Annotated in this window: 17 protein-coding genes; 6 read left to right on the top strand and 11 right to left on the bottom strand. The window is 32.1% G+C overall.

The genetic code is table 11. The annotated features are described in order from the left end of the window. Nucleotides 1-115 precede the first annotated feature (115 nt). Nucleotides 116-8,401 (top strand): immunoglobulin-like domain-containing protein, encoded by an 8,286-nt coding sequence (locus tag GBO31_RS23590; RefSeq protein WP_219011088.1) that lies wholly within the window; start codon nt 116-118, stop codon nt 8,399-8,401. Nucleotides 8,402-8,675: 274 nt separating this feature from the next. Beyond that, complete coding sequence (locus tag GBO31_RS23585) at nt 8,676-9,110, top strand: hypothetical protein (RefSeq protein ID WP_219011087.1); 435 nt, start codon at nt 8,676-8,678, stop codon at nt 9,108-9,110. A 56-nt stretch (nt 9,111-9,166) separates the two neighbouring features. Here GBO31_RS23585 and GBO31_RS23580 read toward each other — a convergent pair whose 3' ends face one another. The 9 genes from GBO31_RS23580 to serS all read right to left on the bottom strand — a co-directional run bounded on the left by GBO31_RS23580 (nt 9,167) and on the right by serS (nt 17,508). After that, entirely contained in the window at nt 9,167-10,255 is a 1,089-nt protein-coding gene (locus GBO31_RS23580; RefSeq protein ID WP_219011086.1) for a Gfo/Idh/MocA family protein, read from the bottom strand. 46 nt (nt 10,256-10,301) lie between these two features. Continuing rightward, nucleotides 10,302-10,667 carry a cupin domain-containing protein gene (locus GBO31_RS23575; RefSeq protein WP_219011085.1) on the bottom strand — a complete coding sequence of 122 codons (366 nt, stop codon included), beginning with the start codon at nt 10,665-10,667 and terminating at the stop codon, nt 10,302-10,304. A gap of 13 nt (nt 10,668-10,680) precedes the next feature. After that, nucleotides 10,681-11,082: an acyl-CoA thioesterase gene (locus GBO31_RS23570; RefSeq protein WP_219011084.1), complete on the bottom strand. Its 402-nt coding sequence runs from the start codon at nt 11,080-11,082 to the stop codon at nt 10,681-10,683. 56 nt (nt 11,083-11,138) lie between these two features. Further along, nucleotides 11,139-12,494 (bottom strand): magnesium transporter, encoded by a 1,356-nt coding sequence (gene mgtE, locus GBO31_RS23565; protein ID WP_219011083.1) that lies wholly within the window; start codon nt 12,492-12,494, stop codon nt 11,139-11,141. Nucleotides 12,495-12,571: 77 nt separating this feature from the next. Further along, nucleotides 12,572-13,447 carry a 16S rRNA (adenine(1518)-N(6)/adenine(1519)-N(6))-dimethyltransferase RsmA gene (gene rsmA, locus GBO31_RS23560; RefSeq protein WP_219011082.1) on the bottom strand — a complete coding sequence of 292 codons (876 nt, stop codon included), beginning with the start codon at nt 13,445-13,447 and terminating at the stop codon, nt 12,572-12,574. Nucleotide 13,448: 1 nt separating this feature from the next. Continuing rightward, complete coding sequence (locus tag GBO31_RS23555) at nt 13,449-13,865, bottom strand: hypothetical protein (RefSeq protein WP_219011081.1); 417 nt, start codon at nt 13,863-13,865, stop codon at nt 13,449-13,451. A gap of 48 nt (nt 13,866-13,913) precedes the next feature. Continuing rightward, complete coding sequence (locus GBO31_RS23550) at nt 13,914-14,222, bottom strand: DUF4286 family protein (RefSeq protein ID WP_219011080.1); 309 nt, start codon at nt 14,220-14,222, stop codon at nt 13,914-13,916. A 129-nt stretch (nt 14,223-14,351) separates the two neighbouring features. Then, nucleotides 14,352-16,139 carry a tetratricopeptide repeat protein gene (locus GBO31_RS23545; RefSeq protein ID WP_219011079.1) on the bottom strand — a complete coding sequence of 596 codons (1,788 nt, stop codon included), beginning with the start codon at nt 16,137-16,139 and terminating at the stop codon, nt 14,352-14,354. Between the two features lie 97 nt (nt 16,140-16,236). Further along, entirely contained in the window at nt 16,237-17,508 is a 1,272-nt protein-coding gene (gene serS, locus GBO31_RS23540; RefSeq protein ID WP_219011078.1) for a serine--tRNA ligase, read from the bottom strand. 604 nt (nt 17,509-18,112) lie between these two features. Between serS and GBO31_RS23535 the strand changes: the two genes are divergently transcribed. Beyond that, nucleotides 18,113-18,274: a hypothetical protein gene (locus GBO31_RS23535; protein WP_219011077.1), complete on the top strand. Its 162-nt coding sequence runs from the start codon at nt 18,113-18,115 to the stop codon at nt 18,272-18,274. A 128-nt stretch (nt 18,275-18,402) separates the two neighbouring features. Here GBO31_RS23535 and GBO31_RS23530 read toward each other — a convergent pair whose 3' ends face one another. Together GBO31_RS23530 and GBO31_RS23525 are read right to left on the bottom strand one after the other, a co-directional pair. Continuing rightward, entirely contained in the window at nt 18,403-19,206 is an 804-nt protein-coding gene (locus GBO31_RS23530) for a tetratricopeptide repeat protein (protein ID WP_219011076.1), read from the bottom strand. Continuing rightward, nucleotides 19,203-19,763, bottom strand: coding sequence for an RNA polymerase sigma factor (locus tag GBO31_RS23525; RefSeq protein ID WP_219011075.1), 561 nt, complete (start codon nt 19,761-19,763; stop codon nt 19,203-19,205). The genes GBO31_RS23530 and GBO31_RS23525 overlap by 4 nt, the downstream gene beginning before the upstream one ends. A gap of 96 nt (nt 19,764-19,859) precedes the next feature. Between GBO31_RS23525 and GBO31_RS23520 the strand changes: the two genes are divergently transcribed. The 3 genes from GBO31_RS23520 (at nt 19,860) to GBO31_RS23510 (ending at nt 23,810) form a co-directional block, all read left to right on the top strand. Beyond that, nucleotides 19,860-20,348, top strand: a complete 489-nt coding sequence (locus GBO31_RS23520; RefSeq protein ID WP_219011074.1) for a hypothetical protein — start codon at nt 19,860-19,862, stop codon at nt 20,346-20,348. A gap of 7 nt (nt 20,349-20,355) precedes the next feature. Next, nucleotides 20,356-23,082 (top strand): CHAT domain-containing protein, encoded by a 2,727-nt coding sequence (locus tag GBO31_RS23515; RefSeq protein WP_219011073.1) that lies wholly within the window; start codon nt 20,356-20,358, stop codon nt 23,080-23,082. Between the two features lie 503 nt (nt 23,083-23,585). After that, entirely contained in the window at nt 23,586-23,810 is a 225-nt protein-coding gene (locus tag GBO31_RS23510) for a hypothetical protein (protein WP_219011072.1), read from the top strand. Nucleotides 23,811-23,970: the final 160 nt, after the last annotated feature.

Genomic DNA, 23,970 nt, shown 5'->3' with positions numbered 1-23,970 from the left:
GCCACTTTTTGTCACTGTTAAAATTATCTGAATAAAATTATTTTGGAGTATTATTGCGGCAAATTTTAACAATGTTCTTTTGTACACCAATAGAATATATCCTGAAGCCCCTTATATGGTTAAAAAACTACCTTTCGTTTTTTTCTTATTAATAAAGTTTTTTGCATTCAGTCAAGAAACTTATGTGCCAGATGATAACTTCGAAGCGTATCTCGAAAGTATCGGTGCAGGTAATTATATTGATAATGATAATCTGGTTCTTTCTGGCAGTATAGCGGTAATTACTGATTTAGATATAAGTGGTTTAGGAATTTCTGATCTTACAGGTATAGAAGATTTTACTGCACTTACGGATTTAACAGCAATTTCTAATTCATTAACGAGTTTGGATCTAACTGCTAATACCAATTTGCTTAGAGTAAATGTTTCGGATAATAATTTGACATCTTTTGATTTTAGAAATGGCATGAATGGCTTTATACAAAGTTTTGATGCAATTGCAAATTATAACCTTACATGTATTACTGTAGATGATGTTTCGCTATCTAGCCTGGTTTTATGGAATGTAGACGCTGCAATAACTTCTTTTAGCGAAGATTGTGTTTGGACAAACGTTCTCGATGATAACTTCGAAAACTATTTAGAAACACACGATGCTAATGGTAATTTGGTAAGTGTTGGGGATGTTACTAGTATGGGTAATGGAATTGCTAACGATGATTATGTTACTACTGCGAAAATTTCATCTGTTACTTCTCTAGACATTTCTTCTAAAATGATTGCTGATATTACAGGAATAGAAGATTTTACAGCATTAGAGATTTTAGACTTTTCTACAAACGGTGTTGGTGATTTTGATCTTTCTAATAATACTACTTTAAAAGAATTATACTGTGCCTCAAATGGAATGAGTTCAATTGATATCGCAGCCAATGTAAACTTAGAAATATTAGATTGCTCGGATAATAGTAATACCAATATTAATGTCAGTACAAATGTAAAATTAAAAGAATTAAATATTTCTACGAATGGCGCTACTTCTTTAAATCTGGGGAATATAACTACTTTAGAAAATCTGAATGTTAGTAATAATGATTTGACGAGTTTAAATTTAGGGAACTTATCAAGTCTTACGGATTTAAATTGTAGTGTAAATTATAGCATAAATGCTATCGATTTTACAGGATTAACAAGTTTAGTACACTTAACTTGTAATGAAATGGGAATAAATAGTATTGATTTAAGAAGCAATACTGCCTTAGAAACATTAAGTATTAATAGATTATCGGGTTTTGATGTAGATCTTTCTAATAATACTGCTTTAACAAGCTTATCAGCTAATAGTAGTGATTTGACTAGTTTAAATGTGCAAAATGGCAACAATGCTAATATAACCTCATTTGATGCTCGATTTAATCAGTTTACCTGTATTCAGGTAGATGATGCTGATGCGAGTTATTTAAGTGGGTGGCAAAAAGATAATACCACTTCTTTTGAAGAAGATTGTAGTGAAACTAATATTCTTGATGAAAATTTCGAATACCATTTAGAAAATCACGATGCCAATGGTAATGTGGTTGCTGTTGGAAGCCCAAATAGTATGGGTAATGGAATTGTTGACGATGGAAAAGTATTAACTTCAAGAATAAAGGATGTTACTTTCTTAAATATTTCTGGAAACAGTATTGATGAATTGGATGGATTAGAAGCATTTATATCACTTGAAATCCTTGATTGTTCGGATAATAATTTTAATGAATTTGATTTTTCACAACTTCCAGAGTTAAAAGAGTTATACATACATGATCTCTTTTTCGCAGTATTGAACTTATCGAGCAACTTGAAAATCGAAAAGTTAATCTATAATAATGCCAATAGTACTACGCTAAACTTAGGAAATAATGTAGTTATTAAAGAGTTAGATATTGGAGGAAATAATATCACCTCATTCGATGTATCCCCATACACAACCTTAGAAGTTTTAAACATTGCAGATAATTATCAAATAATTCCCATTAATGTTCGTCCACTTACTAACTTAAAAAATTTAAACGCAAATAATACCAGTCTAAGAAACTTAGATGTTAGTCAGAATACACTACTAGAAACATTGGATATGGATTTTGCTTCAGGTTTTTATTTAGATCTTTCTGCAAATACAGCCTTAACCAGATTATCTGTTCGAACTTCAGATATGTCTGGAATCAATATTCAAAATGGAAACAATGCGAATATCACTTATTTTGATGCAGAGCAAAATAGTGCAACAATGAATTGTATCCAGGTAGATGATCCCACAGCTGGATATTTAACATCTTGGGAAGTAGACGGTAATATAGTTTTTCGCTTAGATTGTAGTGAAACCAATGTTCCCGACGATAATTTTGAAAATTACCTAGAAACTCATGATGCTGATAATAATGTAGTATCTGTAGGTGATCCAACTAGTTTGGGTAATGGGATAGCTAATGATAATAAAGTATATACTTCTAATATTGAAAATGTTACACGATTATTTATTGCCTACAACAGTATTGCTAACTTAACAGGACTTGAAGATTTTATCAATCTAGAAGAATTATTCTGTTTTGGTAATGTTATAAATACAAGTCTAGATTTAACCAGTTTAACAAAGCTTGAAAGATTTCAAGGAGGTGATATGGGACTTACAAGTATTAACGTAACTGATTTAACAAGTCTATACGAATTAGATGCTCCGCGAAACACCTTAACGTCTGTAAATGTTTCTACGAATCCTGCTTTAACCCGATTAATACTTTCGAATAATGATTTAACAGGAGTGGATGTTAGTACTAATGCCCTATTGGAGGATTTACAAGTTCATGAAACTACATTAACTTCTGTCGATGTTACCAACAACCCATTACTTACAAGGCTTACTATTTCTTTGAACAATATTTCTAATGTAAATATTGAAAACAATCCGCTATTAGAAAACTTTACTGTAAGCAGAAACCCTCTTACTGATATAGATGTGAGCCATTTAGTTAACCTTGAGGATTTCAGTATTAATAATACCAATATTACTTCAATTGACTTAAGTAACAATAATAAATTGATAGAGGTTTATATGGATGAATGTCCAAACTTATCCTATGTAAATGTTAAAAACGGAGCCAATAGTATTATTGAAGATTTTGAAGTAGATAATAATCCAAGTTTAAACTGTATCGAGGTAGATGATCCAACAGCTGGTTATCTAACAAATTGGACAAAAGACGTTACAACTAGTTTTGCAGAATATTGCAGATTTACCTATGTGCCAGATGATAATTTTGAAAACTATTTAGAAACACATCAAGAAAACACGGGTGGAGTTCCCTTCGGAGACCCAAGAAGTTTAGGAAATGGAGTTATGGATGATCTAGTGCCTACCGAAAAAATTGAAAACCTAACCATTTTATTTATAGAAGAAGAAGGAATAAGTGATTTTACTGGATTGGAAGATTTCGTGGCGCTTGAAAGATTTAGAGGGTACGGAAATCCAGTAAATGGAACTTTAGATTTAACAGCTAATACAAATCTAAACCAGGTATTTTGTTGGAATATGGGATTAACAGATATCAACATTACTGGATTAGAAAATCTACTAGCACTTGCGGTTAATGAAAATAATTTAGATAGTATTGACATATCTACAAATATTAATTTGGAAGATGTAGTAGTGTATGATAACAATTTAACTTCTTTAGATGTTACTCTAAATAGGAGTTTGATTGGGCTGAATTATGTCGATAACGCGATCACTACAATCGATTTGACTCAAAATAGCAATCTTAAATTTTTGTATTGTAATAATAATGGAGTTATAGAATTAAACCTTCAGGGAACTCCCTTAATCGAAACATTAGAGTTAAGCAATAACCCGATTTCAAGTTTAGATGTTTCAGGTTTGGCAAATTTGGTAAACTTAGATTTTTCAAATACCAGTATTGCTAGTATAGATGTAAGTAATAATTTAGATTTAAGTCGTTTAGAATGTAATGATAGTGGTTTAATATCGTTGGATGTAACTAACAATACAGCGTTAAGAACCTTAAATACTCAAAACAATTCCATTACAGCATTAGATTTAGGTAATAACACCAACTTAAATGCCCTGAACGCGTCTAACAACCAATTAACATATGTAAACTTAAAATCAGGAGCAACAGATGATATTAGTACAGTAGATACTACTAACAATCCAGATTTGACATGCATAGAAGTAGATGATCCTTCTGCAAGTTATTTAAATACTTGGTCTAAAGATATTACGGCTAACTTTGCAGAGTATTGCCGATTTACTAGTGTTCCAGATGCTAATTTTGAAGCATATTTAGAAACCCATGCTATCTATGGAAACAACACTGCTTTAGGTAATGCAAACAGTTTAGGGAATGGTATTATTGATGATGGTTTGGTGCCGACAGAAAAGTTAGAAGAAGCTCAGTTCTTATACCTTTCTGATTTAGGGATTACAGATTTTAAAGGTCTTGAAGATTGTGTAAATGTTACACGTTTATTTATTGGTGGAAATACAATTTCAAGCTTAGACGTAACTGCAAATACAAAGTTAGATAGGTTATTTGCGGCTAATATGGGATTAACAAGCTTAAGTATAACAGGTCTTACAGAATTAACTCAACTAGAACTTAATAATAATCAATTAAGTGCTATTGATGTTTCTGAATTTACCAACTTATCAGAGCTATATATAACAGACAATAATTTAAGTGAGTTAAATATCAGTGTGAATAATTTAACTTATTTAGATATTTCTAATAATACCATTAGTACTATTGATCTTAGTGGTCAAACGGATTTACAATCATTTAAGTGTGATGGAACTACGATTACCACTTTAAACTTTGATAATAATACGAATCTAGAAACCCTTTCATTTTCAAATACATCTATAAGTAGTATTGATGTTACAGGTTTAGTTAATTTGAGAAACTTAACTTTTAATACTACCAACATATCTGAAATCGATTTGAGTAAGAATACGGACATGAGTCGTTTGTTTTGTGATGAAACACCGTTGACTTTTCTTGATTTACGCTATTTGATAACATTGGACGATTTTTCCTGTAAAAATGGTCAACTTACCAATTTAAATCTAAAAAATGGAAATGCTAGTGATTTAAACAATGTAGATGTTACAGGAAATCCTGGTTTAACTTGTATTGAAGTAGATGATCCTTTATCAGCTGATATTACTGGTTGGTTAAAAGATGCTACCGCTAGTTATGCTGAATTTTGTCGCTTGACCTATGTTCCTGATGATGTGTTTGAAAACTTTTTAGAGAATAATGGGTACGGTAACGGAATTGCTAATGATGATTACGTCTCTACCTCTTTAGTTGAGGTTTCTGAATCCATCTTATTTAGAAATAATACAGCAAGTGATTTAACAGGTATTGAAGATTTTAGAGATTTAGAATTTTTAGTATGTACAAATACTAACCTTTCAACCATAGATTTAAGCAGTAATAAAAAGTTAACTAACCTTTTTCTTGAGAATAATAGTCTAACAAATTTAGATGTAAGTAATAATACCGAGTTAGAGCGATTGGTTGTTGACAATAACCAGTTAGGAAGTTTAGATATTACCAATTTATCTAAATTAAGAATATTTTATGCCAACAACACAGGATTATCGGATGTAGATATTACTAATAACTTGGCACTAACAAATATAAGAGTTGGAGATAATGAATTAACAAATTTAGATTTATCATCTCTTCCGAATCTAATTCATGTATATGTTCCTAACAATATGTTGGAATCGCTTAACGTTGCTAACGGAGGAAACTATTTTATAACCGTTTTTGATGCCACAGGAAACCCAGATTTGACTTGTATTCAAGTAGATGATCCATTATCAAGTGATATTACAAGTTGGTTAAAAGATGCTACAGCAAATTATTCGTTATACTGTGAATTGACCTATATACCAGATGCTAATTTTGAGAATTATTTAGAGACTCATGATGCTTCAGGAAATATAGTTGCTTTAGGAGATGTAACAAGTTTAGGTAACGGTATTATTGATGACAACCAAGTGCCAACTTCGAAAATAAAAGTAGTTACAACCCTAGATATTGATAGACAAAATATTGCAGATTTAACAGGAATTGAGGATTTTATAGCATTAGAATCTTTAGACTGTAGTTATAATGATTTAACGGTATTAGATGTAAGTAATAATGTTAATTTAACGATTCTTGATGCTCCAGAAAACAATTTTACAACTTTAGACTTTACTGGGCATCCGTCCCTAGAAGAAATATATTTACGCTCTAATTTCATAACCAGTTTATTAATTGATAATAATCCAACTTTGAAAAAGCTTAATGCTGGTAAAAATGGGTTAACAACATTGGATGTAACATCCTGTACACAGCTAGAAGAACTTGCTGTTCATGAAAACCTTTTAGAACAATTAGATGTTAGAAATGGAAATAATAATTTAATTACTGATTTCTTTGTTCTTTTTAATCCTGACTTAAGCTGTATTCAGGTCGACGATTCATCGGCAGCTTATTTAGCTACTTGGGAAAAAGATGATATGGCTAGTTTTAGTGAAGATTGTGTTGCACCAGTAATCACTTTAACAGGAGCAAATCCACAGGAGATTGAGTTAGGATCAGGATATACAGAATTGGGAGCTACTACAGATGACGGAAGTATGGTTAGTATTGATAGTTCTGATTTTGTAGATGCAGTTGGTCAGTATACAATTCGTTACAATGCGACAGACGCATCTGGTAATATGGCGACAGAATTTACCAGAACAGTAAATGTAGTTGATACTACAGCCCCAATAATCACTTTAACAGGAGCAAATCCACAGGAGATTGAGTTAGGGTCAGGATATACAGAATTGGGAGCTACTACAGATGATGGGAGTATGATTAGTATTGATAGTTCTGATTTTGTAGATGCTGTTGGTCAGTATACGATTACGTATAATGCTACCGATGCATCCGGTAATATGGCAGTAGAAGTTACTAGAACGGTAAATGTAGTTGATACTACAGCGCCAGTAATCACTTTAACAGGAGCGAATCCACAGGAGATAGAATTAGGATCAGGATATACAGAATTGGGAGCTACTACCGATGATGGAAGTATGGTTGCTATAGATAGTTCTGATTTTGTAGATGCTGTTGGTCAGTATACGATTCGTTATAATGCTACGGATGCATCCGGTAATATGGCAATAGAAGTTACCAGAACGGTAAATGTAGTTGATACTACAGCGCCAGTAATCACTTTAACAGGAGCAAATCCACAGGAGATAGAATTAGGATCAGGATATACAGAATTAGGAGCTACAACCGATGATGGAAGTATGGTTAGTATTGATAGTTCTGATTTTGTAGATGCTGTTGGTCAGTATACGATTCGTTACAATGCTACAGATGCATCCGGTAATATGGCAATAGAAGTTACCAGAACGGTAAATGTAGTTGATACTACAGCACCAGTAATTACTTTAACAGGAGCGAACCCACAAGAGATAGAATTAGGATCAGGATATACAGAATTAGGAGCTACAACAGATGATGGAAGTATAGTTACTATTGATAGTTCTGATTTTGTAGATGCTGTTGGTCAGTATACGATTCGTTATAATGCTAAAGATGCATCGGGTAATATGGCAGTAGAAGTTACCAGAACGGTAAATGTGGTTGATACTACAGCACCAGCAATTACTTTAACAGGAGCGAATCCACAGGAGATAGAATTAGGATCAGGATATACAGAATTAGGAGCTACAACCGATGATGGAAGTATGGTTAGTATTGATAGTTCTGATTTTGTAGATGCTGTTGGTCAGTATACGATTCGTTACAATGCTAAAGATGCATCGGGTAATATGGCAATAGAAGTTACTAGAACAGTAAATGTAGTTGATACTACAGCGCCAGTAATTACTTTAACGGGAGCGAATCCTCAAGAGATAGAATTGGGATCAGGATATACAGAATTAGGAGCTACTACGGATGATGGAAGTATGGTAACTATTGATAGTTCTGATTTTGTAGATGCCGTTGGTCAGTATACGATTCGTTACAATGCTACAGATGCATCGGGTAATATGGCGATAGAAGTTACCAGAACGGTAAATGTAGTTCCATTGTTAGGTATTTCTGATCAAGAATTGGTTGAGGTTTTTGTCGCACCAAACCCTGCGAATTATCAATTTGAAATAGCTGGATTGAAAAAGCAAGAAACAACCATTTTTATGTATGATTTTAGTGGGAAGCTAGTAAAATATATAAAACAGTATATGGGAGGAATGATAGACATCAGAGATCTAAGTTCTGGAGTCTATTTTGTGAAATTGGATATACCAAATAGTAAAACTTATAAGTTGATGAAGAACTAATAACACTAAGTTTTAGTGAAAAAGGATTTTCATAAGATTCGGCTAATAAGATAAGATTTACTAGTAAACCACTTAAATTTTTAAGTGGTTTATATCTTTTTAATAAGAAATGATAGTAAAACGACTCTATTTTAACATATTATAAAAAAACACTACCTAAGTTATGTGAAACAAGTAATTTTATTTTGTAACTTGATCTCGATTTATAAAAAATAGCGGAAAATTTAGTTTTTTTTACTATACTTATAATGTGCAAACCCAAAATTACTATACTATGAGAGTACTACTACTATTATCATTTGTTTTATCCCTACTTGTTTCCTGCAAGTCTCAGCAAAAAGGTGATGCCCTTACCGAAAATGAAGGTATTGAGGAGATCACCGAAGATGAACTGCTTACTGGAAAAGTTCTTGGAAATCGCAAGAAAAAAATCCAATATGTTGCTGTGAAATTGGTTGTAGATGAGAACACTTGTATGAAAGCTTATACTGATGAGGATGGTCTTTATGACTTTTTGGTAAATCCTAGTAAGCTGAATGAGAACAGTTATTTCGAATTTGTTTACAAAGGATATGTAAAAAAACAAGTTCCTTATAGCGAAATTGCCAAGAATGGTACGGTTAGATTAAGTACGAAAGGAGATGTGGTAACCACTACAGATTACCGTCTTTTTTATGAGGCTGTTCGATCTTGCAAAGACGAATTATAAATTCATCATYACACCTTATTTTCAGTGTTTTTGTTAAGCATAACAGTTTAAAATTGTTATACTAGGGAAATTTTACGCTTAGTTTTAGCGGATTTGTATATAGCTTCTACAATTCTGATGTCTTTTATTCCTTCTTCTCCAGGAACAAGCATATCGGTATTATTAATGATTGATAGAGCATCATCATCCATTTGTTTGGCCTGTTGGTTAGCGATGTAAGTATTCAATTGTTTTCCATCACTTGTCGTTCCCTTTACTCCAGAATACATGGAAAATGGTTGCAATTCATACCAACCATTAGCCGCGTCAACATGAAGTCTATGCATATCATGACCCAAACTTGTTTTTCCATGTGCAATTACTCCAGAAGGAAATTCTAAAGTAAAATGAGTCGTTTCATCAGTTTCGGTAAATATTTTCGGCCTTGTAGTCATCTGTTCAGCGACTACAGAAATAGGCTCCTCTCCAGTCGCATATCTGGCAGCATTCAGTGAATACACACCAAGATCATACATCGTTCCTCCACCTAATTTAGCATCGAGTCTCCAGCTTTTTTTGGGATTTCTTACATAGTAACCAATTTCCGCATGAACCGTCTTTATGTTTCCATAAGGTTTGGTAGATGCCCATTTGATCACTTGTTGCGTGTTAGGTTCATGTTGCATTCTATAACCAATAGCCAGTTTTACTTTGTTTTGTTGACAAGCTTTTATAATAGACTGGCATTCTTCTTCAGTTTTTGCCATTGGTTTTTCACACCAAACGTGTTTTCCCGTATTCGCAGCTTTTATTGCATACTTAGCATGTAGCCCTGTTGGTAAAACGATATATAACACATCTATATCTGGATTATCAGCAATACGATCTATATTCTCATAGTTATACACGTTTTTATCTGGAATACCGTATTTTTTTTGCCAAATAGGGATTTTGGAAGGTGTTCCAGTTACAATGCCTGTTAGTTTACAGTGCTTTGTTAACTGTAAGGCAGGAGCTAATACGACTGTACTATAGTTTCCCAAAGCAACAAGGCAAACACCAATTTTTTTTTCAGATGTATTAGAAAATAAATACTGAGATGGAATAAGACTGTATCCTGCAGCTAAACCAATATTTCTTATAAAAGATCTTCTATTTAGTTTCATAGGTTTTTAAATAAATAAGGTTTAAAAGATATAGATACTCCTAATTCTAGATATCGATATATTCAGAAACGGTTCTTTCTGAAACAATTTCTCCAGTATGTTTGGTGCTTGCTTTTTCGAATAATAAAAGATGTACTTCTTCATTATCTTTTGTAGTTGGACAGTGTTCCACTCCTTTTGGGACTACAATAAGCTCTCCAGCTTCAACTTTAACGGTTTTGTCCCGAAATTTCATATAAAGAGTTCCTTTTACCACCTGAAAAAGTTCATCCTCATCATCATGTTTATGCCAAACAAAATCACCACATACTTTAGCAAGGTATATCTGATTATCGTCTACGGTGGCAATTCGATGTGGATGCCATTGTTTATCGAATTTCGAAAGTTTATCTTGTATGTTTATTGCTTCCATGCTTTCAAAGTAATTAGCTATTTGAAAACAAGGTACTTATTTCTTTATTGATTCTTGTGGGTCTTAACGTTTCTTTATGCAGCAAACACCACATTGTTTTGGCGGTAATGATTACTTTTTGGGTAGAAGCATTTGTAATTTTAGTATGTCGCTCACTTTTGGCACCATGATGATGATCAATCCAGGTTTCAATAATGAGTTGATCATTTTCAAATGCAGGGTGATGATATTCTATGTAATGATTTAATACAACCCAAACATAAGTATTTCTAATCTCTTCAGTGGTTTTAGATTCCCAATGCTTCTTGGCGATATCCTGTACCCATTGAAGATACATAACGTTATTTACATGATTCATATCATCAATTGCAGAAGACGGTACAGTAATGGTATTTTGAAAAATATGAGACTCCATGATTGTTAGGTGATAACTAAACTTGATTGATACAATATACTATAAAGCTCCGTTGGTTAAAATCCAAGGATTAGTTTTGCGATATAAAAGAATAAGAAAATCCCAAAAATATCATTGCTAGTTGTGATAAATGGTCCAGTGGCAATAGCTGGATCAATTCCTCTTTTATCTAAAATTATTGGAACAAATGTGCCAATAAGTGCTGCTACAATAATTACACTCATTAGCGAAATTGCTATGGTAAGGCTGAAAGAGATTTCATATCCCATGATCATACCAAAAAGTATGATCAATAGAGCTAGTGCTGCACCATTAATTAAACTTAGTCCAATTTCTTTCAATAAACGATTCCATAGACTACCTTTTACATTGTCATTGGCCAACCCTTGTACAATAATAGCTGATGATTGCACTCCAACATTACCTGCCATTGCTGCTATAAGTGGTGTGTAAAAAAAGAGATCTCGTATTTGTGGATTATTCATAACATCTTCGAAATCTTGCATGATAAAAACACTACCTAATCCACCAAAAAGCCCTAAAATTAACCAAGGTAATCTGGCTCGTGTAAGTTCCCAAACATTATCATCCGCTTCCACATCTTGAGAGATACCAGCAGCCATTTGATAATCTTTTTCTGCTTCATCTTTAATAAAATCTACCATATCATCGATGGTAACTCTGCCTAACAATACAGTTTCATCATCAACTACTGGAATTGCTTCTAAATCATACTTCTGCATAATTCTTGCAACTTCTTCACCTTCTGTGGCAACATTTACATAATCTACTTTTGGGATATATACATCTTTAATATAGGCTTTTGTTGAAGCGGTAAGTAAATCTTTTAGTGATAATCTTCCTTTAAGTTTTCCTTCTTTATCTACTACATAAATCGAATGAACTCTTGTAACTTTCTCTGCTTGTCGACGCATTTCACGAACACAGCCCGCGACAGTCCAGGTTTCTTTTACCTTTACAAGTTCTTTTGCCATTAATCCACCTGCAGTATCTTCTTCATACAACAAGAGTTCTTTGATATCTTCGGCATGTTTTTCATCTTCAATTTCTGCAATTACCTCTTCGGCACGATCATCAGGTAATTCTGCAATCACATCGGCAGCATCATCAGTATCCATTTCTTCTAACTCTTCTGCAATTTCTTTTACAGAAAGTTTTTCTAAAATTCGCTCACGAAAATCTTCTTCTAACTCCATAAGAGCTTCAGAAGTTTTTTCGCTATCTAATAATTTAATGATGTAAGTTGCTTGATATAAATTAAGCTCTCCGATGATTTCGGCAATATCAGCAAAGTGGATTTCACCAAGCATTTCTTGCAAATGAACGTCACCTTCACTTTCAATAAGGTGTTTCACTTGGTCGATAAACTTATCTGAAATCTCGAATGACATAGAATATTCGTTTATAGGATTTCTTTACAAACGCTCACAAAGATAACCAAAGAAATGAATTGCAGTTTACAATGATGTTAAATGAGTGAATTCGTTGCTTTTTCTATTAATATTGTAAGTTCTATAAACTGATCAACATCTAATTGTTCCGGTCTTTTGGTTAATATTTCCATTTCTTTAATTTCATCAGGTAGTTGAAATGTTTTTAGACTATTTCTTAAGGTTTTTCGTCGTTGACCAAAAGCTGTTTTCACTACCTTAAAAAAAAGTTTTTCATCACATGGTAGTGTGTAGATTTCCTTTCGGATTAATCGTAATACACCACTATCGACTTTTGGAGGAGGATTAAAAACAGAAGGAGGTACCGTAAATAGATATTCAGCATCATAAAATGCTTGCGTTAATACCGATAAAATTCCATAAGTTTTGCTTCCTGGTTTTTCGCAGATACGTTGTGCAACTTCTTTTTGAAACATTCCAGTAAATTCAGGAATTCGTTCTCGGTTTTCTAAAGTTTTAAAGACTATTTGTGATGATATGTTGTATGGAAAGTTACCCGTAATAGCAAATGGATTGTTTTCAAATAGCGTATCTAAATCAAATCTTAGAAAATCTGCTTCAATAACTTCAAATCTGCCTTTGCCATTTCTTATTTCAGGATGCTCTAATGGAAAATTAGTATTGAGATATTCAATAGACTCGGTATCCAAGTCCATAGCGATCAAATTTAAATCTTTTTGAAGTATGTACTTAGTGAGTACTCCCATTCCAGGACCAATTTCAATGACATTATTGTAATTCTGTAAGGTTAAAGTATCACCGATTTTTTTGGCAATGTTTTCATCTCTTAAAAAATGCTGCCCCAAATGTTTTTTAGCACGTACAGCAGTTTTCTCATAATTTACTTTATCATGAGATCCTTGCCTTTTGTTTTTTTTGAATTTAGATGACATGCTAAAACGATTTTATTTTTTCAGAAAGAGTTTTTTCAATTGCTATTCGATCTCTTTTTCTAAACCAGGAAATTTCAAGATCAATTTTTCCACCTGATTTAGTAGTGATATAAGGTTCAGAACCTCCTTTTGCAGGATGAAAATTCTCAATTTCTGAATACAAGATTTCATGGCGACCAATGAGCATATGATTTTCATCAAAACTTATCGAAGGATTGTTGGATCTGATAATTTGAAATGCAGCGATCACAAATAGGATGAAAAGAATACTTATAACGATCTTTTCAAAAAAGGAACTTTCTATAAAGAAAGAGACAATATTGATAAATAAACTTATGATAAAGACCGCAAAACCAGCACAAACGATCAGACCAAAAATTTTAATTGCGTATAATATGGTTGCTCTATAAGTCTTCAAAAGTCTATATTTTTAATCTATTGGTAAGAAGATCACTAATCCTTCCAATTATTGTTCACTAATAACTTCTAGTTCGGTTCTGAAGGCAACAAAATGTCCCGCAAACCTATTGGACTTGGCACGCAATTGCTCGGCATCTTCTTTATAATATTTTTCAAGGGTCTCTTTACTGTCTGTGGTATATTGTACGGAGTAGGTAATACCACCCATTTCTTCATCTACTAATACTTTGCTCATCAAAGCTTTACTGAATTTTCCTGTGGCCAACATTTCTGGAATGTGTTCATTTTTCATCCAGTCTAACCATTCATCGTTTTTAGACTCTTCTATATTAATAGTTACGTTATAAATATACATGCTGATAATCTTCTTTATATAGTGCAACAAAGGATAATTTGCTACAGAATGGCAAATTTACAAAGAAGCTAAGAGCTACTATTCCTTTAATAGTAATTTATTTAATAGAAAATTAAATTCAAGAGGTTTCTAGTTAATAGCATCACCACGTAAAGCACGATATTTTTTTCTTGCATCTACAAAATAAATGCTATCGGCGTGGTTAAATATTAGCTTTTCGTATAACTCTTTTGCTTTTTCAGGTTCATTCAGCACATTTACATACAGCTCTGCTAACCAATAATACGCATCATCAACCAAAATATCTTCTGGATAGAACTCAATGATTTTTAAGTAGTTTACTTTTGCTTTTTCAAACTCTTTTTCTTTTTCAAACAGCTTAGCTTGTCTTAAGAATGTTTCATCTTCTATTTTTTCGCCTTTATGATTCACTAAGATTTCTTCATATTTGGCAATGGCCTCTTGGTTCTTATTCTGAAAAGATAATAAGTCGCCTCTTGCAAAAATTTTCAATGCCGTTTGGGTAGAATCTTCTAAGGAGTTATCGCTAATGATAAGACTCAATTCCATCGCATCATTTGCTATTAGCTGAGAAGTAGAAGATTTTAAAACATCCAATTGGGTTTGCGCCCATGCAAAATCACCTTTATAATAACTAGTTTTAGCTACTTTAAAACGAGCATCTTGCGCTAGAAAATTATTTTTAAGTGCGTTTTGTACTTGGGTGTAATATATGAGAGCTTGATTAAACTTTTGATCAAGAACAAGGATGTCTGCAATTTTCATTTTAGCTCTTGAAGATTGAAATCTGGATAGTTTTTCTTCATCCAATAAACGTTTTAAAAAATCAATTGCCTGCTTCTTTTCATCTTGATTAAAAGCTAGAAAATGAGCATAATCGATTTGTAAACCTATGGTTTCCCTAGATTTTCCATAGGTATTAAATACATCATTGTACTGCGCATTAATTTCTTTATAATCTTTTTTTTCGGCCAGATCTGTTTTAGCTTTTAGAATAATTTTATGAGCAGTAAGTTTCATATCATTTCCAGCGGGTGCTTTCAGGATATAATCCAGAATCTGCGTAGCAGATTTTATATCCTTAGCTCCAATAGCAATTCTGGCAAGATCTATAATTCCCTGTAATCCTTCATCTTTACGTTTATAAATAGCCTTTTCTTGTACAAAAGCCTTTTTAAAATCTTTTTGCTGTACAAAAAGCCAGCTCAACATTTCATTATAAATGATATCTGGATTTTGTTGTAACTTTTTGATCAATAGTTTTCGAAATATCACATTAGCTTCATTAAGAGGATCTTCTGTGATGTATTGATTAAAATTTCGTTGAACGATATTTTTATAATTAGGTTGTATCAATAACAAAGAGAGGTAGCTATTGAACATTTTTTCCAATTTTCCTTGCTCTCCATAGATTTTCGCAAGCTGTACATTAAAGTTAGCACCTGGATTAGAGGTCATTCCTCTTTCATAAATCAAAGCGGCTTGATCTAATAGATTATATTTTTCAAAAGCTTGAGCTAGAGAATAAGCTGCGTTTACATTATTACTATTGAATACATTGATCGCTTTATCATAGTACATATTGGCTTTTTCCGAATTTGCCTGCACTTCATAATGATGTCCAAGTTCTACTAATAATTGAGCATTATTAGGTTTTCTTTCGATCTGTTTTTTAAGAATTTCTTCAGCCTTGTCAAATTGTTCTAATTGTTGGTATGATTCAACAAGACCAAGTAAATAAGTGATTCTATTTGGATTTCGAGAATGAAGTTTTTGATAAACGGAAAGAGCTTTTTCGTATTGACCTTGCTGCACATAATTCTTTGCCAATTGTTCAGATTGACCAAACATTGGAACAGATAATATTAGAATAATGCATACAATCAGAAAGCGCATTCTGCAAGTTTTTTTGTAAATATAGCAAAATGCGCTTTGATATTATGTTATCACTAGTGTTAAACTAGGATATTACTACTATTAAAAAAAAGCAGAATTAATCAATATATTCGAATCCACAGTAAGGAACTAATACATCAGGAATTTTAATTCCTTTAGGTGTTTGATAATTCTCTAGAATTCCTGCTAGTACCCTTGGTAAAGCTAAAGAACTACCGTTAAGGGTATGAGCTAATTGATTTTTACCATTACTATCTTTATATCTAAGTTTTAAGCGATTGGCCTGATAAGATTCAAAATTAGACACAGAACTAATTTCTAACCAACGATCCTGAGCTGTAGAGAAAACCTCAAAATCGTAAGTGAGTGCAGAGGTAAAACCAATATCACCACCACATAACCTTAAAATTCTGTAAGGTAATTTAAGTTCATTAAGAATTTCTTTTACATGAGCGACCATTCCATCTAATGCTTCATAAGAGTTTTCTGGTTTTTCAATACGAACAATCTCTACTTTATCAAACTGATGTAAACGATTTAAACCTCTCACATGAGCTCCATAGGATCCTGCCTCTCTTCTAAAACAAGGAGTATATCCAGTACAAGTAATCGGAAGATCACTTTCATTAATTAGGTTATCTCTGAATAAATTGGTCACAGGAACCTCTGCCGTTGGAATTAAATATAAATCATCAGCAGTTACATGGTACATTTGCCCTTCTTTATCCGGTAATTGTCCAGTACCATATCCTGAGGCTTCATTTACCAAATGTGGTACTTGATATTCTTTATAACCAGCTCCGGTATTTTTATCTAAAAAATAGCTAATTAATGCGCGTTGTAGTCTTGCGCCTTTTCCTTTATATACAGGAAATCCAGCACCAGTAATTTTTACTCCAAGTTCAAAATCGATAATATCGTATTTCTTTGCTAACTCCCAATGTGGTTGTGCCCCTTCTTCTAATACAGGAATATCTCCTTCTCTGAATACTTCTTCATTATCTTCATCGCTTTGACCATTCGGAACTGAATCATGAGGAATATTAGGAATCGTATATAAAAGCTCGGTAAGTTCAGCTTTTACTTCTGGAAGTCTTTTTTCTAAAGAATTCATACTTTCCTTAATTTGAGAAGCTTTTTCCTTTAGAATATTTGCTTTTTGTGGCTCTCCGTTCTTAAATAAAATACCGATTTCTTTATTCAATTTATTAGAATCAGCTTTTATAGTATCCAATTTGGATTGAGTAGCGCGTCGCTCTTCATCCAGATCAATTACTTTGTCTAAAACAGCAGCAGCGTCAAAATTCCTCTTGGCTAATGCTTTGATATATTCCTCCTTATTCGCTATGATTTGTTGTGCAAGTAACATTGTTTTTGTTTTGGGCGATTCCACTCGTTTCCTCGTGGTCGGGCTATTCGTTATATCTTTTATTTTATTAATGAAATTTTCAGATTACAAAAAAACAGAAATAAAAATAAAAGGATGCCACTACTATCCCTTTCGCATTAAAGCAGCAAATTTAAAGAAAGATAGAAAAACAAGCATAGTAATATGTGGGTAAAATTAGTATGTAGATCTATAAAAGTTTCTACTAAGATCATCTACTTTAATTTTAGGTTTTCTATAATCTAATACCAAAAAAGGAATATAAAAACATGTTTTTATCGAATAAAAATGCATTTTATCGATAAAAAATTTAATTATTTTGAAGTTTTTTCTTACATTTATAAAAAGAATAATCAATACACTTCCTATTATGAAACTAATATACTTTTTATTTGCAGTATTTTTTATTCACACAATCTCTGCCTAAGAACTAGATGACAAAGATGTAGTTATTGCTGATTTTACTAAAGGATATAACTATCTTTCCCCTTCAAGAATTTTTGATCTACTAGACGAAAAATATCAAGAAACAAAGACGCTCGATGAAATTGATCGTTTTCTGGATAGTACGAATCAAACTTTAGGTATGATCGAAGATTGCAGAATTTTGTCAGAAACAAAAGGCAAAAAATCATATATCATGCAAGCCGAAAAATCTTCGATGATTATGAAGTTTGAATTTTCTAAAGACAACAAGATTACCCATTATGAGACCGAAGTTTTAGCAGCTTCAATCCCAACATTTTAAAATATAAAGCCCCGATAAAACAAAAAGTAGACTGCAACTTCAGGTTGTGGTCTTTTTTGTGAGGTATTTTGTGAGATGATGTTTTTCTAAACTAATTGGACTTAAAAGGTAATTTGCAAGATATAATCTTATTCTTCATAAGTGGCAAGATCCTTTAGTAATTTATTGGCTTTAAGACTATTAAAATAAGAGTTCTCGATGATAATTTGTAGCATTTGCTTGCACTTCTCTAGGTCTTTTGCTTTTAAATATAAAAGCGATTTGTACCAATATCCTTTTTCTGCATCAATAAGATCACTATGAATTAAGGTATCCAAACTTGCCTCAGACTTGGCAAATTCTCCAGTTTCTATATGAGATATTGCTTTGTATATATATAAGGTACTATTTTCTGGATCTAACTCAAGTAATGTATCAATGTGTAATAATGCTTCTTTATAATTTTTGTTTTTAAAATTCCTTTCAGCTAAGCTTAGATCCTTTTGTACTTCTTTAGAATTTCTAGTTACGAGCGAAGGCAGTTTTTCCGTATTATAATTCGCATATATTTCATCAATAGTGTATGAATCATTTTGAGGATAAAAGTTGATAAGTATTGCAAATAGGGCAGCCGCCGCAATAGCAGAAAAGAAGGTTAATCTCCTTATTTTACCTTTACGTTTATGATTCGTGGTAGCTTTTTGTATTACTTGTTTTAATCTATCAGCATTATCACGATACAAGGTGGTATATTCTTCTACTTCGGTTGTGTCTATTTTTGAAGCGTAACTCCATTCTTCTTCATTCAGAGTTTCAAAAAGTTGTTTCTCCAAAAGAAATTTTTCTCTTACATCAGGATCAGTCTTAATTTTATCCAAAAAATTATTTCGTTCCTTTTCAGAAAGTTTATTTCTTAAAAAACGTTCAATTAATATGTCTTCTTCTAAACTCATAATTCTCTAAGTGAATTATACCTTTTGTCTTTTCTAATTAGCTCTGTCAGTCGTTTTTTGCATTTAAATACTCGTTGTCTAACAACCAGTTCAGAGGAATATTCTGTATTGGCAACAATTTCTTCATAGGGTGTTTTTGCAAAGAAAAGTGTTAGGATCTCTTTGCAATTACCAGTAATTTCTGCAAATTTTTCAATAAATAACTCTTGTCGCTTTTGTTCTACAAGGGCATATGAACTATCTACATATTCATCATGTACTTCAACYTTTTCTACATTTGTTACCCTTTTTTTATGAGAATTTAACTCTCTTCGCCATAAATTTTTACAAATCGCTATTAAATACGCATCAAAACTGCCTGAAATACTAAATTTTTCTTTCTTATATCGAATTATTATTTGAATAAGACCTTTCTGAAATATATCCTCTGCATCCTCTGTATTTCCACTATTAAGAAAGATAAATTTTTTAATCGAAGGGAAGTTCTTATCGTATATCTGAGTAATTATTTTTGAGTCTTCTTTAGCAAGCTCATGTAGAAAAAAATTACCGTCCATAAATAAATGTTAAAACACAAAAATAAAATTTTATACTTTTGCGCGGGTAACTTTTCAAACTTTTATGAAGAGTAGGGAAACAAATAACGTAAAAAAATGAGGAAAAACATTATTTTAGGAGTACTAAGCTGTTTGTTCTTGTTCGCTTGTGAGCAAAATGAAGAACTTACAGAAATCGAAACAATTACTACAAAGGCTTTTGGAAATTCTGGAGGAAATACGAATTCTGCAATTCCGGATTTAACTTATGAAGATGGAACTCCTGTGCATTATACCATTGAAGATATCGAAGTAGTGGTAATCTATGAACCAGGAACAACAGAATCTCAGAAGGCGGTAATTAGGGCAAACCATGCTACCGAATTTGGTCCAGTGCAGGTAACACCATGTTCATCAAACTCTAATGGAGAAACTTGGAGTTATCAAGATTTAGTGATTCACAATTGGCGGTTTGTACCCTACCCAATCTTAAATATTATGCACAAGCAGCATATTGAAGCGGAAGATCCGGTAGAAAGAGCTGCACTTGTTAGAATCAGTCATACGACATATCAAGTTAATGATCCAAATATTGTTTGTGATTAATTAAATATTGAGAATAAGCAAGATTAAATATATCATCTTTTTTTGGCTGCTTATAGGTTATGTATTACCTATAAGTGGCCAAAATTGTTATGAGCAATTTGTAAAGCTTAAAGAAGATAAAAAGGTATTTGAGGAGATCGAGATTGATAACCTCTTAGATTGTACAAGTGATACTGCTCATATCATTGAAATATCGCATTTTTTCTCTGTTCATTTTTATAAGAAAAGGAAATATAGCCTTGCTATAAAATATGCAAAGATTGAAGTCGATCATTTTACTGATCAGTTGAAAAATAGTGTTGCTTACGAAAATGCGTTATATAATTTAGGGAGGTTTTATTTTAAAAACAGAGAATTTACTAAAGGAGTTGTTTGCTTTAAAAATGTTATTGAAACTAATATTACATCAATTAAAGTAGCAAGATCTTATGGAGAGTTGGGTAAATATTTTAGACGAAAAGGAGAATTGTATATAGCCTTGGATTATTCTAAAAAAGGTATCTACTTGTTGGAAAAAGAACCAAGTAAGAACAATTCACTAGAGTTAAGTCTTTTGTCATTATACATTAATACTACAATTATTTGTGATGAGCTAAATACTAAAACATCCTCTGATCAAGGTGTTCAGTTACTTAAAAAAGCAGATAGTTTAATATTGTTAAATCCAAAAATACTTTCACAGTATAACTTTTATTCGCTAAATGCTACTTATGCAAATTTATATGCCAATAAATACTTGAATGATTTTAGCAAATCAAAATATTACTATACTAAAAACTTAGAAAAGGGAATAGAACAAAAAGATTCTTCATTAATTTCTAATTCGTATGTAAATCTGGGAGAGTTATATTATAATCGCCGGAATGATAGTGCTTTATTTTATTTAGAACAAAGTTTAGTATATAATACAGATGATATCAATAAAAAAGCGGGAAGTTATAGAAACATTGCAAATTATTTCAATGAACGTAAAAATTACGAATTAGCTCTTGAAAATATAAAAAACTCATTGAGTTGGAGTTTTGGACTTAATGGTAAGATAACCAATCAAGCTCCATCCGAACTACAATTGTTCGAAACCACCGATAGAAGAAACGTTTTTAGAGCGTTACGGAGTAAAATTACCATTCTATTTGGTTTATACGAAAAAAACCAAGATCCCAAGTATCTAAAAGAAGTGATCCATGCGGTAACAATTAGTGATCGATTGGTTACTGTTATTATCGAGAATAGTTTTGAGATTAATACAAAATTACTATGGCGAAAAGAAGCTTCAGATACCTATACTATGGGAGTACGAGCAGCTTATCTTTTGCAGGATAAGGTCGCTATGTTCCGTTTTATGGAAAAAAATAAAGCCTTATTGCTAATACAAGGGATTAAAGAAAATACGATTCAATATGATTTGCCAAAAGGATTATTGGACAAAAGATTAGCGCTAAAAGAGAGCATTTTAAGTTTAGAGAATAGCGTACACCAAAATCAAGATATCTACACAAAAGAGAAAGATTCTCTGTTCGAATTGAAAAAAATGTATCAAGCTTTTAATGATTCACTCTATAAAGTAAACCCCAAATACATTGATGAAAAATTAAGAATAGAACCGACTTTATTGTCAGATGTAAAAGAAAAGTTAGATTCCAATACTGTAATTGTAGCGTATGCCCTAGATGAACAAAATCATGAGGTGCAAAATATATTTGGACTTGTTATCACTTCTAAAAATACATTTAGTTTCGAAGTAAAAAATACCAATGATTTATTAATTAATTTAGATCAGTATCAAAGTTTGATATCCAAACCTTTAAAGAAGAAAAAAGAACTAAATTCCTTTAAAGAGGTTTCTTACTCATTATATCAACAATTGTTTCCTGGAGAACATCTTAAAAAATTGATCAAGAATAAACATTTGGTGCTTATTCCAGATGTTTCAATGCAAAACATTCCTTTTGAAGCTTTTAATGTAAGTGAGAATTCACTAAAATATTTAATAGAACAAAATGATATTAGTTATACATATTCTGCCTCTTTTTTAGAGCATAACAGTAGAACTAAAAGAAAAACAAACTCTGATTTTATAGGGTTTGCACCGATTCAATTTTCAAATGCAAATCTTCCTGAGCTAGGTACTACCGAAGAAGAAATCTTATCGATAAATACTATTGTAAAAGGAGATACATACCTATTAGATCAGGCAAGTAAAGAAATGTTTATGAAAAAGAGTGAGGATGCTAAAATTATACATTTGGCTACTCATGCAAACTCTGGTGAAAAGCCTGAGATTTACTTTTTTAAGGATACGATCAGACTTCATGAACTCTACACCTATAAAAATAATTCTGATCTCGTTGTGCTAAGTGCATGTCAAACCAATTTAGGAAAAATTAATAAAGGCGAAGGTGTCTTTAGTTTAGCAAGAGGATTCTTTTATTCTGGTGCCAATACGGTTGTTTCATCCTTATGGAATGTAAATGACACTTCTACTTCCAGTATCATGAAAGATTTCTATGAAGATCTGGACGCTTCTTCTTCTAAAGTTAAAGCATTAAGTAATGCTAAACGAAAATATATAAAAGAGCATTCATTATCTGAAGTATCGCCTTATTATTGGGCTTCTTTTGTATTAATTGGAGATACAAATCAAGTCTTTGAAAACAACTTCACAGCCTATTATATCATAGGGTTCCTAATTCTTATCTTCTTTATTTTTATTTTTTTTAGAAAAAAAGGGTAACAAATTTCAAAAGTGTGAAGAGTAGGTAAACGAAATTCATTTTGAAAGATCCAATTCTGATTTATAAAACGAATAATTTTTAAGAAAAGTTAAATTCTAACGATTAAGAAGATCGTACGCTTCTTAAACGCGACTTTCTTTCTAAGTGATTTCTAAAAACAAAGGGAATAATGAAAAAACGAGGCACAATTTATCCTCAAAAAGCAAACCAGCATATGATACTTGGAGCTCAATCGTAAGAACAAGTAAAACCTGGAAAATTGCCAAAGCTAGAAGACTTATAGTTGGCTAGTAATAGCAAAGGGAAAAAGATTCAAAAAACAATACTTAAGTAACAGTAATGCAGAGCAGATTTTGCTTTGTGTATGGATACGTATTGCCTTAGTTGTAGTATTTAATTCTTGAAGAAACTGGAAATAATTACTGGTTTTATAACTGTATTGACACAAACTCTGAGTGTCATTAAATGTTCGGAGACATCATTCAATTTTAAATTAATTATTATGAAAAAATCGTTGTTAAGCTTAGGGAAAGTACTAACTAAATCAGAACAAAAAAATGTTGTTGGAGGTGCTACCATAACACATTATGATCCTTATTGTGATTTATATGAAGGGCAAATAAGACCTGGTTGTCCATGTGTACAGGGATCAGCTTGTATGACTGTAGATTATGAGCGCATGGTGCCGGTTCCAGGAACATGTCAGGGAAGTGTTTGTGTGGCATAAAACCTTATTTCAAAAAAGTTGTGGTTAAATACTTCTTTACACAAGAGCTCTATCCTTGAGCTCTTGTTTATCACAACTTTGATACACTACTTTTTTATGTCTTAGTCAACATCTTTAAAATAGAAAATTGATATCGTAATAAAAGGGCTTCACCTCATGA

The organism is Aquimarina litoralis, assembly GCF_019295435.1.
Classification (GTDB): Bacteria; Bacteroidota; Bacteroidia; order Flavobacteriales; family Flavobacteriaceae; genus Aquimarina; species Aquimarina litoralis_A.
The sequence above is the reverse complement of the archived record's forward strand: the minus strand, read 5'-3'. Positions and strand labels throughout refer to the sequence as shown.

Bases quoted from the DNA above. Each gene is read 5' to 3' on its own strand.
- GBO31_RS23535 (WP_219011077.1), top strand. From the start codon at position 18,113: ATGATCGAAGATTGCAGAATTTTGTCAGAAACAAAAGGCAAAAAATCA.
- GBO31_RS23550 (WP_219011080.1), bottom strand. From the start codon at position 14,222: ATGTATATTTATAACGTAACTATTAATATAGAAGAGTCTAAAAACGAT.
- GBO31_RS23580 (WP_219011086.1), bottom strand. From the start codon at position 10,255: ATGAAACTAAATAGAAGATCTTTTATAAGAAATATTGGTTTAGCTGCA.
- serS (WP_219011078.1), bottom strand. From the start codon at position 17,508: ATGTTACTTGCACAACAAATCATAGCGAATAAGGAGGAATATATCAAA.
- rsmA (WP_219011082.1), bottom strand. From the start codon at position 13,447: ATGTCATCTAAATTCAAAAAAAACAAAAGGCAAGGATCTCATGATAAA.
- mgtE (WP_219011083.1), bottom strand. From the start codon at position 12,494: ATGTCATTCGAGATTTCAGATAAGTTTATCGACCAAGTGAAACACCTT.
- GBO31_RS23590 (WP_219011088.1), top strand. From the start codon at position 116: ATGGTTAAAAAACTACCTTTCGTTTTTTTCTTATTAATAAAGTTTTTT.
- GBO31_RS23570 (WP_219011084.1), bottom strand. From the start codon at position 11,082: ATGGAGTCTCATATTTTTCAAAATACCATTACTGTACCGTCTTCTGCA.
- GBO31_RS23510 (WP_219011072.1), top strand. From the start codon at position 23,586: ATGAAAAAATCGTTGTTAAGCTTAGGGAAAGTACTAACTAAATCAGAA.
- GBO31_RS23520 (WP_219011074.1), top strand. From the start codon at position 19,860: ATGAGGAAAAACATTATTTTAGGAGTACTAAGCTGTTTGTTCTTGTTC.
- GBO31_RS23530 (WP_219011076.1), bottom strand. From the start codon at position 19,206: ATGAGTTTAGAAGAAGACATATTAATTGAACGTTTTTTAAGAAATAAA.
- GBO31_RS23585 (WP_219011087.1), top strand. From the start codon at position 8,676: ATGAGAGTACTACTACTATTATCATTTGTTTTATCCCTACTTGTTTCC.
- GBO31_RS23575 (WP_219011085.1), bottom strand. From the start codon at position 10,667: ATGGAAGCAATAAACATACAAGATAAACTTTCGAAATTCGATAAACAA.
- GBO31_RS23545 (WP_219011079.1), bottom strand. From the start codon at position 16,139: ATGCGCTTTCTGATTGTATGCATTATTCTAATATTATCTGTTCCAATG.